This is a genomic window from Cupriavidus sp. FW216-B1 (assembly GCF_058789195.1).
This window is the reverse complement of the sequence record NZ_JBYTEL010000001.1, coordinates 792,487-804,781: the sequence shown is the minus strand read 5'-3', so window position 1 is coordinate 804,781 and position 12,295 is coordinate 792,487. Positions and strand designations below refer to the sequence as shown.

Annotated in this window: 10 protein-coding genes; 8 read left to right on the top strand and 2 right to left on the bottom strand. The window is 66.3% G+C overall.

The features are described 5' to 3' along the window. Positions 1 to 51: 51 nt before the first annotated feature. Complete coding sequence (locus tag AC3WXD_RS03435; protein ID WP_492323023.1) at positions 52 to 465, bottom strand: hypothetical protein; 414 nt, start codon at positions 463 to 465, stop codon at positions 52 to 54. 171 nt (positions 466 to 636) lie between these two features. Between AC3WXD_RS03435 and AC3WXD_RS03430 the strand changes: the two genes are divergently transcribed. From AC3WXD_RS03430 to AC3WXD_RS03400, 7 genes are all read left to right on the top strand, one after another. Next, positions 637 to 1,437, top strand: coding sequence for an IclR family transcriptional regulator (locus AC3WXD_RS03430; protein WP_492323022.1), 801 nt, complete (start codon positions 637 to 639; stop codon positions 1,435 to 1,437). A 204-nt stretch (positions 1,438 to 1,641) separates the two neighbouring features. After that, positions 1,642 to 2,784, top strand: coding sequence for an iron-containing alcohol dehydrogenase (locus AC3WXD_RS03425; RefSeq protein ID WP_059411679.1), 1,143 nt, complete (start codon positions 1,642 to 1,644; stop codon positions 2,782 to 2,784). A gap of 349 nt (positions 2,785 to 3,133) precedes the next feature. Next, entirely contained in the window at positions 3,134 to 3,616 is a 483-nt protein-coding gene (locus AC3WXD_RS03420) for a tripartite tricarboxylate transporter TctB family protein (protein WP_020202532.1), read from the top strand. A gap of 5 nt (positions 3,617 to 3,621) precedes the next feature. Beyond that, positions 3,622 to 5,163, top strand: coding sequence for a tripartite tricarboxylate transporter permease (locus tag AC3WXD_RS03415; protein WP_492323021.1), 1,542 nt, complete (start codon positions 3,622 to 3,624; stop codon positions 5,161 to 5,163). A 192-nt stretch (positions 5,164 to 5,355) separates the two neighbouring features. Further along, positions 5,356 to 6,300: a DnaJ C-terminal domain-containing protein gene (locus AC3WXD_RS03410; protein WP_492323020.1), complete on the top strand. Its 945-nt coding sequence runs from the start codon at positions 5,356 to 5,358 to the stop codon at positions 6,298 to 6,300. Between the two features lie 43 nt (positions 6,301 to 6,343). Next, a complete protein-coding gene (locus AC3WXD_RS03405) occupies positions 6,344 to 6,622 on the top strand; it encodes a chaperone modulator CbpM (protein WP_197090336.1) in 279 nt (92 codons plus the stop codon). Positions 6,623 to 6,736: 114 nt separating this feature from the next. Beyond that, the gene (locus AC3WXD_RS03400) at positions 6,737 to 7,102 is read left to right on the top strand and encodes a glyoxalase superfamily protein (protein WP_020202528.1); all 366 of its coding nucleotides are present in this window, start codon (positions 6,737 to 6,739) and stop codon (positions 7,100 to 7,102) included. A gap of 104 nt (positions 7,103 to 7,206) precedes the next feature. Here AC3WXD_RS03400 and AC3WXD_RS03395 read toward each other — a convergent pair whose 3' ends face one another. Further along, positions 7,207 to 8,844 carry a hypothetical protein gene (locus tag AC3WXD_RS03395; RefSeq protein ID WP_059411681.1) on the bottom strand — a complete coding sequence of 546 codons (1,638 nt, stop codon included), beginning with the start codon at positions 8,842 to 8,844 and terminating at the stop codon, positions 7,207 to 7,209. A gap of 520 nt (positions 8,845 to 9,364) precedes the next feature. Between AC3WXD_RS03395 and AC3WXD_RS03390 the strand changes: the two genes are divergently transcribed. Next, a complete protein-coding gene (locus AC3WXD_RS03390; protein ID WP_492323019.1) occupies positions 9,365 to 11,557 on the top strand; it encodes an SdiA-regulated domain-containing protein in 2,193 nt (730 codons plus the stop codon). Positions 11,558 to 12,295: the final 738 nt, after the last annotated feature.

Below are 12,295 nucleotides of genomic sequence, written 5' to 3'. Positions count from 1 at the left end.
GCCCGCCACGGCACCCGCGCGGCGCTCAGGAATCGGACTCAGGGACCGGATTCAGGGGCCGAAGCTCGAGCGGGCCTGGATGCCCCAGCCGCCGGCCTCCAGGGTCATGACGTACATCGAGTCATAGACGCCGATCACGCTGTGGTCCTTGCGAAAGCGCGTGTAGCTCAGCAGCACGTGCGCCTTGCGGGCATTGCACTGCACGACCTCGCGCGATTCCCAGCGGCTGTATGACCAGCCGTCCGCTTCTTCGAGCCGCTTGAACAGGTCCATCGGGTTGCTGCCGGGCGCTTCGTAGATCGTGGTGGTGCCGTTGGCGAGCCGGGTGTGCGGGAAGTGCATGCAGCAGTCCATCGCCGCGGCGTCGTGGTCGTTGAGCGCCTGCATGAAGGCGTCGAGGACGGCGTTGCAGGCGCGCTGGATGTCTTCGCGGGCGGCGACGTTGCTGGTGGATGCGGTGGGCATGGAGGGAAGTGTCTCGAAGTTTATGGAACATGAGTTCCGTTTATTTTTGATTGCGCGGAACGAGAAAGTCAAATTTTCTTTGGTCTTTCGAGTTTACGCCTGCTGCGACACTTGTATTGGCATTTTCTCTGAATATAATGGATCTCATGTTCCATTTTATAGATCCGCAGCGTGAACACCAGGACCACGACCACCCCCGACCCCGATGACGCCGACAAGGATCAGGTTTCCGCCCTCGCGCGCGGCCTGATGCTGCTGGACTGTTTCCGCTCGCAGGAGCGCTTCCTCGGCATCCAGGAACTGGTCGAGCGCACGGGGCTGCCGAAGGCCACCGTGTCGCGGCTGGCCTACACGCTGCTGGCCAACGGCTATCTCGAATACGCGCAGGCGCAGGCCAAGTTCTACCTGGGCGCGCGGGTGGTCTCGCTGGGCTTCTCCGTGCTGGGCGCCATGCGCGTGCGGCAACTGGCGCGGCCGCTGATGCGCGAGCTGGCCGATGGCTGCTCGGCCTCGGTCGGCATCGGCATGCGCGACCGCCATACCATGCTCTATGTCGAGAACGCGGCCAGCGCGGCCAACCAGAACTTCCGCCTCAACATCGGCTCGCGCGTGCCGCTGGCGACCTCGGCGATGGGCCGCGCCTATTACTGCGGCCTGACCGGGGACGAGCGGGAAGGGCTGCTGGCCGAGCTGTCGCAGCGCGCGCCGTCCGAGTTCGGCCAGATCCGCGACTCGCTCGAAGCCGGCCTGACGTCCTTCCGCGAACTGGGCTTCTGCCTGTCCGTGGGCGAATGGCAGACCGACGTGAACGCCGTGGGCGTGCCTTACCGCTCGGCCGACGGCACCGCGGTGCTGGGCTTCAATTGCTGCGGGCCAGCCTACCAGCTGACGCCCGGCGATCTGGTGGAGAAGTGGGGCCCGCGCCTGCTCAACGTGGTGCGCAACGTCGAGGCGGCGGTATTGGCTGCCTGACCGGCCGCCCGACCGGCTACCTGATTGGCCACCGAACTGGCCACCTGAGCCGGCCCGCCGCGCGGGCCTTCCCTTCCTGATTTACCGAGGCCGGGCGCCAGCGCCCGGCCGGGGCGGCCTCGCGCCGTGTCATGCCACCGCCGGGTTGCCCGGCCAACATAACGAAGGATCACGATGAGACAAGGTTCATTCAGCATTCCGCCGATGGAACGGGTATTTTTCGGGCGGCCGTTCGTCGAGGTGGTCCTGGAGGAAGTGGAGCGGCTCGGCGCGCGCCGCGTGTTCCTGCTGGTCAGCAACACGCTCAACAACAAGACCGACGAGATCGGCAAGCTGCGCGACGCGCTGGGCCCGAGGTTCGCCGCCATCCACGACGACATCCCCGCGCACATCCCGCGCGACGCGGTGCTGCGTGCGGCGGCGGTCGCGCGCGCGGCGGACGCCGACCTGATCGTGACGGTCGGCGGCGGCTCGATTACCGACGCCGGCAAGAACGTGCAGCTGTGCCTGGAGCACGACATCACCGAGCTGGACCAGTTCGAGCCGTTCCGCCTCAAGACGGACCCGGCGACGGGCGTGGTGGAGGCGCCGGTGTTCCGCGGACCGAAGGTGCGCCAGATCGCGGTGCCGACCACGCTGTCGGGCGGCGAGTTCCACCAGAGCGGCGGCTCCAACGACCCGGTCAGGAAACTCAAGCAGAGCATCCGCAACCCGCTGATGATTCCGCGCACGGTGGTGTTCGATCCGGTGCTGACGCGGCACACGCCGCTCGGGCTGTGGCTGTCCACCGGCATGCGCGCGGTCGACCACGCGGTGGAGTCGTTCTGTTCGCCCTACGGCAGCCCGTTCGTCGACGGCACCGCGCTGCAGGCGCTGCGCACGCTGCCCGATGCGCTCAAGCGTACCCGGAAGGACCCCGGCGACATGGAAGCGCGCGCCGACGCGCAGGCCGGCATGTGGCTGTCGCAGATGGGCATGTGGTCGCTGGTGCCGATGGGCGCCAGCCACGGCATCGGCCACGTGCTCGCGGGCACCTTCCACGTGCCGCACGGCCATTGCACCTGCGTGACCTTGCCGGGCGTGCTGCGCTTCAACAAGCCGGTGACGGAGGAAAAGCAGAAGCTGCTGAGCGCGGCGCTGGGCGACGCGAACCGCGAGACGGCCGACCTCGTGGCCGAGCTGATCGACGCGCTGGAGATGCCAAACCGACTGCACAAGGTCGGCGTGGAGCGCAAGGACTTCGAGCTGGTGGCGAGGAACGCGCTGCTGGACCGCTGGACGCACAGCAATCCGCGCAAGTTCACGGGGCCGGAGGAGATCATCGCGCTGCTGGAGCAGGTCGCGTAGGCGCGGCGGCGGGCCGCCCGTGTATGGGCTCGCCGCCGGAAAGTTCCGTCCACGCATGCGTCATGTAGTGATCTATTTTGTATCGGAATTTGTACAAAGTAGAAACATTGATTTTTCCCCGGAATTTCATTCGGACGAAAGCCGAATGCAAGGCGACGGTAAGCGGTTTGGAAGGCTGCGTTCATAGAGTCTCCACACGCCACGGCATCCGCGATTCATTCGCGGCGCGGTGGCGCAGAAATAGGAGACGAAAGGACCAGCCTATGTACCAAGACACCCACACATACCGCCCCGCGGCCACACGGCCGGCGGCGCCCCCCTCGCTGCCAGCGATCCGGGGAGCCGCGCAATGAGCACACCCTCCCAATTCAAGAAGGACTATTACGGCGGCGCCCTGATGACGCTGGTCGGGCTTGCCTCGGTCACGGCCGGGCTGCAATACCGCACCGGCACGCTGGCCCACATGGGGCCCGGCTTCTTTCCGGTCGCCGTGGGCACGCTGCTGGCGCTGGTCGGCGTGATGATCGCGCTGTCCGCGCGCGGCGAGAAGGCCGCGGCGGCGCCGGTGCCGGGGCATGACCACAGCCACGGCCTGCCCGACCTGCGCGGCTGCGTCTGCATCGTGCTGGGCGTGCTGGCGTTCCTGCTGCTGGGCAAGTACGGCGGCCTGATTCCCGCGACGTTCGCGATCGTGTTCATCTCGGCGCTGGGCGACCGCAGCAACACGATCAAGCAGGCCATCGTGCTGGCGCTGGCGATGTGCGTCATCGCCGCGGTGGTGTTCTGGTGGGCGCTGCAATTGCAGTTGCCGCTGTTTACCTGGGGAGGCTGATCATCATGGTCTCGAGTGCTTTGCATGACCTGTGGTTCGGCTTCGGCGTTGCCTTCCAGGGCACGAACCTGATGTGGTCCTTTTTCGGCGTGTTGGTCGGCAACCTGATCGGCGTGCTGCCCGGCATGGGCGCGCTGTCGGCGATCTCCATCCTGCTGCCGCTGACCTACGCGATGCACCCCGTGCCCGCGGTGCTGATGCTGGCCGGCATCTTCTACGGCTCGCAGTACGGCGGCGCCATCGGCGCGATCCTGCTCAACCTGCCTTCGCATCCGCCGCACGCGGTGACCTGCCTCGACGGCTACCCGATGACGCGGGCGGGCAAGGGCGGCACGGCGCTGGGCATCACCATGATCTGCTCGTTCTTCGCCGCCTCGGTGGGCATCATCGTGATGATCTTCGCCTCGCCGCTGCTGACGGAAATCTCGTTCAAGTTCGGCCCGACCGAGATCTTCTCGATCATGCTGCTGGGGCTGCTGGCAGGTTCCACCATGTCGCGCGGCTCGCCGCTCAAGGGCGTGGCGATGACGCTGTTCGGCCTGCTTTGCGGCGTGGTCGGCACCGACGTGAACACCGGCACGTTCCGCTTCGCGCTGGACATCCCGGAGCTGAGCGACGGCCTGGAACTGGTGGCCATCGCGATGGGCCTGTTCGGCGTGGCGGACTTCCTGCTCAACGTCAACCGCATGGCGGTGGTGCACAACAAGGGCTCGCTGCGCATCCGCGACATGCGGCCATCGATGGCCGAGCTGAAGGAGGCATTCTGGCCGATGGTGCGCGGCACCGGCGTGGGCACCGTGTTCGGCGCCATGCCCGGCACCGGCCCCACCATCACCACCTTCATCGCCTATGCGCTCGAGCGCAAGATCTCCAAGACGCCGGAGAAATTCGGCACCGGCATGATCGCGGGCGTGGCCGCGCCGGAGGCTTCGTCGCACTCCAAGACGCAGGTGGACTTCATCCCCACCATGAGCCTGGGCATCCCCGGCGACGCGGTGATGGCGCTGATCCTCGGCGCGCTGATGATCCAGGGCATCTCTCCCGGCCCGCAGCTGATCGGCGAGCACCCGGACATCTTCTGGGGCCTGATCGCCAGCTTCTGGATCGGCAACGTGCTGCTGATCGTGCTGAACGTGCCGCTGATCGGCGTGTGGGTCAAGCTGCTGCAGGTGCCATACCGCTACCTGTTCCCCTCGGCGATGTTCTTTATCGTGGTGGGCGTCTTCAGCACGCAGAACAGCCTGTTCCAGATCTGGGAAGTCATGGCCTTCGGCCTGATCGGAGCCTTGTTCATGTGGCTCGGGTTCTCGGTGGCGCCGATCCTGCTCGGCTTCGTGCTGGGGCCGATGGTGGAAGAGAACTTCCGCCGCGCCTTGCTGCTGTCGCGCGGCGACATGATGATCTTCGTGCAGCGCCCGATCAGCTGCACCTTCGTCGTCGCCTCCGCGCTGCTGCTGCTCGGCGTCACGTACTCGGTGTGGCGCGGCCGCAAGAAGCCGCGCACGCCGATCGAAGTCCCCGCCAGCGAACCCGCGCTGAGCAAGTAATCCCCCCGCGTAGCGCCCCCGGCGCGGATTGCCGCGGTCATGCGCTGGCGTGGCCGGCAAGCCGCCGGGGAGGGCGGGGCGCGCGCCCCGCCACGAGAGAATCACACGCCGCGCCCCAAGCCTTGGCTATACTTGAGCGGATGCCGGCCGCGAGTGCCGGCCGCATCTCGCAGTCCCTTGCCGGGAGCCCGCATGGAGTTCAAGGATTACTACGCGACGCTGGGCGTGGAGCGCACGGCCACGCAGGACGACATCAAGCGTGCCTATCGCAAGCTGGCGCGCAAGTACCACCCCGACCTGAACAAGGAACCCGATGCGGAGGCCCGCTTCAAGGACGTGGCCGAGGCATACGAGGCGCTGAAGGACAGCGAGAAAAGAGCCGCCTACGACGACGTCGAGGCGCGCTACAAGTCCGGCCGGGAGTTCACCCCGCCGCCGGGCTGGGACAGCGGCTTCGAGTACAGCGGCGGCGATGGCTACGCCGGCGCCGACATGGACCACAGCGATTTCTTCGAGACGCTGTTCGGCGCCCGCGCGGCCGGCGCGCGCGGCACGCGCGGCACGCACATGGCCGGCAGCGACCATCACGCCAAGGTGCAGATCGACCTGCGCGACGCCTACCGGGGCGCCCGCCGCACCATTTCGCTGCGCGTGCCGCAGATGGACGCGGATGGGCACGTGCGCATGCGCGAGCGGCAGCTGGACGTGAGCATCCCGAAGGGCATCCGCGGCGGCCAGCACCTGCGGCTCGCCGGGCAGGGCGGCCCCGCCATCGGCGATGCGCCGGCCGGCGACCTGTACCTCGAAGTCGCGTTCGCGCCGGACCCGCTGTTCCGCGTGGACGGCGGCGATGTCTACGTCGACATCCCGGTGGCGCCCTGGGAAGCCGCGCTCGGCGCGGACGTCATCATCCCCACGCCGGACGGCAGCGTGCAGATGAAACTGCCGCCCGGCTCGGCGTCGGGCCGCAAGCTGCGGCTCAAGGGCAAGGGCATTCCCGGCAGCCAGCCCGGCGACCTGTACGCGGTGCTGTCGATCGCCCTGCCGCCGGCGGACACGGACAAGGCGAAGGCAGCCTACCGGGAGATGGCGAAGACCTTCGACGGCTTTGCCCCGCGCCGTCCACTGGAGGCTTGATGCGATGAGCGATAACGGCATGCCCGGCTTGCAGGGCGTTCTCGTGGAGCAAGAGGTCCAGTTCACGCTGGTCGAACTAAGCGTGGCCTGCCGGGCCGAAACGGATCAGGTGGCCGCGCTGGTGGCGGAGGGCGTGATCCCCGCGCATGGCGAGGACCCGCGCCAATGGCGCTTCGACGGCTCGGCCCTGAAACGCACGCGCACGGCGCTGCGGCTGATGCACGACCTCGAACTGAGCGTGGGCGGCACCGCCGTGGTACTCGACCTGCTGGAGCAGATCGAGACGCTGAGGGCGCGGCTGCGGCAGCTGGGAGAACGATGAGGCAGGCAGGTGACGCAAGACCGGGCGCGGGCGCCCGGTCGCTGCCCGAGCTTTGCAGGTTCCCGGCCCGCATCCATCATCGCCAGTCCGCCAGTCTCCCGATCCGCTGAAGCCATGAATCTGTCCGCCGCCATTCCGATCCTCCGCATCTTCTCGATCGACAAGGCCAGGGAGTTCTATCTGGACTACCTCGGCTTCTCGCTGGAGTGGGAGCATCGGTTCGGCGACGACTTTCCGCTGTACATGCAGGTCAGGCGCTCCGGCCTGACGCTGCACCTGAGCGAGCACCACGGCGACGCGACGCCTGGATCGACGGTGTTCGTGCCGGTCCATGACATCGATGCGCTCCATCGCGAACTGGAATCGAAGCCGTATCGATATGCGAAGCCCGCCATCGAAGCCCTCGGCTGGGGACGGCAACTGCAGGTGGCGGATCCATTCGGCAATCGCCTGCGCTTCTGCGAGCTTTCCGAGGACTAGCGCGGTCCGCGCCGGCCCGGCGAAAAAAAAGCCCGCTTCGCAGCGGGCTGTCCAGCCTGTCCATGTGGAATCCGCCCGGCGGCGCATGGCCGCCGGGCAGGACATCACGGACGATTCACCGAAATGTCGAGGTACGGCTTCGTGACGTGCAGGCCGATGTTCACGCCCACGCCGGTGTTGCCCAGCGACATCGCGATCAGTTCGTCCGCGGCGCTGCCCTTGGCGCGATAGCGCAGGCCGTTTACCGGAACGTTCTGCGTCCAGGCGTCGACGCGCTTGTCGTCGATGCGGGTGCGCGTGTACGTGCTGGTCTTGGGATCGACGCTGGTGATCGTGGTGCTCCAGACGCCAAACTGGCTGGCGAGGTCGGCAAATGCCACATAGTCCCAGTACGAGTTGGTCGAACCGGCAACGGGCAGGGCGCGCACGACCTGCTTGGTGGCGACGATGAGGCCGTTCGACTGGCCGATCACCGCGGACACCAGTCCGTCCGTGCCCTTGAACGCCGCCGCCCGGCCAGTGCCGGCGTTGCTGGTCGCCGCAAAGGAGCCGTCGTTGTTGGCCGTGAGCGTGGCCAGCTCGCCGGCGCCCCAGCTCGTGCAGGCGTTATCGTCGTCGCAGCTCGAAGCGGCCGTCATCTTGCCGTTGGCGTCCAGCGTGAAGGTCAGGCGTGACGTACCGTACGTGTTGCCGTTGTCGGCGCTCTGGAAAGCCAGCGCATTCCAGTTGCCGGCGAGGTCGGCCAGCGGCAGCTGCTGTGCCGGCACGACGAAGCCCAGCAGGCCATTCGGCGCCGCCACGGCGCCGGCGCTCGGGATCAGCAGCGACACGCCCGATTTCGAGACCAGCAGGCTGGAAGGGGTGCCGGTGACGTCGAAGCGGCAGGCATCGTTCACGGCCGGCGCCAGCGGCCACGTCGGATTCACGACGGAAGCCGAGATCATGCTGGTCAGCGGCGAATTGTCCGTCAGGGTCAGCGCGTCCGCATCGACGGTCAGCGAGGAGAAGTAGCCGGCGCGCAGCCCGAAATACTTGCCCGTGCGCAGGCCCGCGCAGGTGGCGGAGGCCTTCTGCAGGATCGTGCCGATGGCCACCGGGCCCGCGTTGCTGCCGATGGCCGTGGACAGGTCGGCCACGGTGGCCTTGGACGTCGCCAGGCGCGCGGCCAGCTGGTCCAGCAACTGGTCCAGCGCGTTGCCGGCCTTGCCGCCGCTGGCCGCCACCAGCGCGCCCTTGAGCGGGTCGGTGCCGGAGATGTCGACCAGGCCGGTCAGCGCCAGGCGCACGGTATCGGTCGAGGTCGACAGGTTGGCGGCGGTCAGCCGTGCCTGGGCGTTGGCGTCGAACTGGTCGAAGAACGTGCTCGTGCTGCCTTGCGCCAGCGCGGCCGTGACCAGTTCGGTCAGCGGCGTGATGTTGGCCACCACGCTGGTGTCCGTGCCGGCTTCCACCACCGAATGCAGCACCGTGCCGTCCGGCGCCACCGCGCTCAGCACGCAGGGGCGCTTGGCGTCGGCGATGTTGATCGTGAAGGTGCCGTCGGCGGCCGTCGTGGCGCTGCCGCCGCCCACCGCGCACTTGGCCTGCACGGTGACGTTGGCCAGTGCCGCGCCCACCGCGGCAGTGCCGCTGACCTTGGTGGTAATGGGCGCAGGCGCAGTTGCTGCGCTATCCCCCGAACCGCCGCCGCACGCGGAAAGCACGGCAGCCGCCAGCCCCGCCAAAACAAGTTTCGATTTCATCCCTGAATGTCTCTTATCTGGTTGATTTCTGTCGCGCACACCGGGAGGTTCCCGACCCTTGACTCCCTTGGCTCTGGCGTGCGCTCCGGCCGGCACGGGCTGTCAGGCCAATGCCAGGCGGCGTCGAGTCTCGCGCAACGGTTTTCGACCTGATACCCCGCCAAAGGTGGAATTGACAAATATGGCGTGATGCACACTTGGCGGGATGGACATCGGCGGCCGGGGTATCCGGGCGCCGTCGTGGGGGGTGGTGCAGGGCGGTGGTGACACGGGCCTGATGCGACCAGGATGGGAGCGGGATGGGAGCGGTTTCACTGCCGATGCCGGTCTTCCGTTGTGCCCCATTCGGGCGGCCACTCAGGCAGGCGGGCTTCAGGCGGTCGGGCGCCATTCTGTTTCCCTGAAGCAAAAGTGACATATAAGACCATTAATATGCCTGTTTCTAATTGTAACAACCGCTCCCATCCCGACTATGGCAACCCCAGAAAAACAATTCAAAACCCGGAGACTGGTCTTCCCCTTGACCGCGCTCGCGCTTGCCCTGAGCGCGTGCGGCAGTGACTCCCCGTCCTCCTCCCCGGCAGGCCCCAGCGCCCAGACTCCCGCGGCCAGCGCGCCGGCGCTTTCCTTCGCGGCTGCGCAAGATACCTACGAGCTGGAGAACTACTACTCGACGGGCAAGTACGCGCTGCCGGTAGGGACCGGAGCCAACCTGCTGGCCGCGGAGGCGTCCGGCGTGACCTACAACCAGGACACCGGGACGCTGTTCGTCATCGGCGATGGCGGCACCTCGATCACGCAGGTCACGAAGCAGGGCCAGTTGATCGACTCCATGCAGTTGGCCGCCGACGCGACCAAGCCGCAGGGCACGTATTTCTACGACACCGAAGGCATCTCCTGGATCGGCGGCAACAAGTTCGTGCTGGTGGAAGAGCGCTTCCGGCAAGTCGACCAGTTCAGCTACGTTCCCAACACCGTTCTGGACGGCACCGGCGCGAAGACCGTCAAGCTGGGCACGACCATTGGCAACATCGGCCTGGAAGGGGTCAGCTACGACCCGATGACGGGCGGCTATATCTTCGCGAAGGAAAAGCAGCCCATCGGGCTGTTCCAGACCACGATCGATTTCGCTGCTGGCACGGCGTCGAACGGTTCGCCGACCACCGACAATTCGGTCGACCTGTTCGATCCCACCAAGACCGGGCTGTCCTCGCACAACGACGTGTTTGCCTTGTCGAACATCCTGCCGTCGACGGCGCCCGACTATGACAACCTCGTCGTCATCAGCGGGCCCGACGGCGAAGTCGTCAAGGTCGACCGGGCCGGCAACGTCCACAGCAGCCTGGCGGTGGGCAGCGCCGCCCAGAACGAAGGCGTGACGATGGACCCGGCCGGCAACCTCTACGCCGTGGGCGAGAAGGGCGATGGCACCGGTCCCGAACTGGCCGTCTTCACGCCGACCAAGAACAAGGACGCGGTCGGCGTCGGCAGCAACCTCTACCTGACTTTCCCGCAGGACGTGACCGCCGGCGACGGCTTCGTGGTCCTCAGCAACGGCGCCAAGGATGTCCGCAAGATTCCCGTGCGCGACGCGCAGGTGACCATCAGCGGCAAGGTCGTGAAGATCAATCCCGCCGTCGATCTGGCGCCGGGTTCCCAGTACACCATCAGCTACGCCGATGGCGTCATCAACGGCGCGCCGGCCGTCTCCAACGCCGCCGCGCTGTCCTTCACCACCGTGGGCGAAGCCGACCACGTGGCGCCCCAGCTCGCCAGCACCATGCCGGCCGACGATGCCACCAATGTCGCCGCGAACGCCTCGATCTCGCTGAACTTCAACGAGACGGTGAGCAGGGGAGTGGGCAACATCGTGATCGAAAGCGCCGGCGATACGCGCACCATTCCGGTCACCGACACGGCGCAGGTCAAGTTCAGCGGCTCGTCGGTCATCGTCACGCCCGGCACGCCGCTGCAGAACAGCATCAACTACGATGTCCGCGTGGATGCCGGTGCCGTCCTGGATACCTCGGGCAATGCCTTCGACGGCATCAGTTCGCCCACGGCATTCAATTTCAGCACCGTCTCACTGGCACCCGTGGTCCCGACCGTGCTGGTCAGCGAAGTGAACTCGAACGAGAGCACGCCCTCCGGCGTCGACTTCTTCGAGATCTACAACTACGGCACGGCAGTGGCCGATCTGTCCGGCTGGAAGTGGAGCGACGACCACGCGACCGCCACGGATGCCAACAACTTCGAGTTGTTCCCCTCCGGCACGGTCATTCCCGCGGGCGGGCGCCTGGTCGTGGTCAACACGACTGACGCCACCGCGTTCAAGACGGCCTGGGGCCTGGATGCGACCACGCCGGTCATCGCAATGGGCGCCAAGGGCATCGGCCTGGGCAAGGAGGACATGGTGGTTCTCTTCGACCAGCAGGGCAAGGTGGTGACGGCCTTCAACTACAAGGGCTCGGCGGTCACGACGACGCAGGCGGACGGATCGACGGTCAGCGTCCCGACTTCGGCGCCTTCCACCGGCGTGACGTTCACCGCGGCCAGCCATGCCGGCGCCGCGTTCGGCGGAACGGCAAACACCTCGGCGGTCTGGGACGGCGTTTCCACCTCGGCGCCGGCCTATAAGGCGGCGGTGGCCGGTGAACTGAATGCCTTCGCCGCGCCTGGCGACCCCACCGAGGTCGGCTCGCCCGGCAAGTAAGGCCGACGCAGGACAACGCACCCCGGATGGTCGGTCGACCTCCGGGGTGCGGTTGTTTTTGCGGGGGCGGTGTGGTGTCCGGGCTTCAAACAGATCGGAGCATCGGCATGTTCGCGTTAGCCTACGGGAGCTATATTTCTATCCGGCCTCCACGGATTCATATGCGCATAATCATTGTTATGTTAAATATGCAATCCGGAACTGAAACCCAGCCCCGGCGAGTCGAAAGACGCAAAACTATGTTTGATCGCGACGTAAATACGTGTCCGAATGCTCTTCGGCTCATACGCGCCAAAACAAACATACTTTTTCATTTGCATCCCTTACTGCCCACAGTTTTGTTATCGGCCGAATGCCTTCGACCCGTGCGATGATGTCCAACGCATACGTGCCGCAGGAGTTTACATGGCCGCTCAAGAAGATGGGCTAAGCATCTCACCGTTTCCTTCTTCCCTGAGGGATCTCCGAACTCTATGCCAACCAGGGCATCCTTGCGATCCCGTCGATCGCGCTTTACATGATGGCGCGTATCAGGAGCTGGGGACTGTACTGCAGTGGCTGTCTGGATTTGCTACCCATGCTACGGAGCGTGCCTATGAGAAGGAAGTCCATAGGTTTTACTGCTGGGCGCTCTTCATCGATCGAAAGCTGTTGGCCGAAATCACCCCGTCAGACCTAGACTTCTATGATGCATTTCTCCGGGATCCTCCAGACTCCTGGTGCGGAATGCGCAATCGG

Excerpts from the sequence above, each read along its gene's own strand:
- AC3WXD_RS03435 (WP_492323023.1), bottom strand. The coding sequence starts at position 465 with ATGCCCACCGCATCCACCAGCAACGTCGCCGCCCGCGAAGACATCCAG.
- AC3WXD_RS03425 (WP_059411679.1), top strand. The coding sequence starts at position 1,642 with ATGGAACGGGTATTTTTCGGGCGGCCGTTCGTCGAGGTGGTCCTGGAG.
- AC3WXD_RS03420 (WP_020202532.1), top strand. The coding sequence starts at position 3,134 with ATGAGCACACCCTCCCAATTCAAGAAGGACTATTACGGCGGCGCCCTG.
- AC3WXD_RS03415 (WP_492323021.1), top strand. The coding sequence starts at position 3,622 with ATGGTCTCGAGTGCTTTGCATGACCTGTGGTTCGGCTTCGGCGTTGCC.
- AC3WXD_RS03410 (WP_492323020.1), top strand. The coding sequence starts at position 5,356 with ATGGAGTTCAAGGATTACTACGCGACGCTGGGCGTGGAGCGCACGGCC.
- AC3WXD_RS03400 (WP_020202528.1), top strand. The coding sequence starts at position 6,737 with ATGAATCTGTCCGCCGCCATTCCGATCCTCCGCATCTTCTCGATCGAC.
- AC3WXD_RS03395 (WP_059411681.1), bottom strand. The coding sequence starts at position 8,844 with ATGAAATCGAAACTTGTTTTGGCGGGGCTGGCGGCTGCCGTGCTTTCC.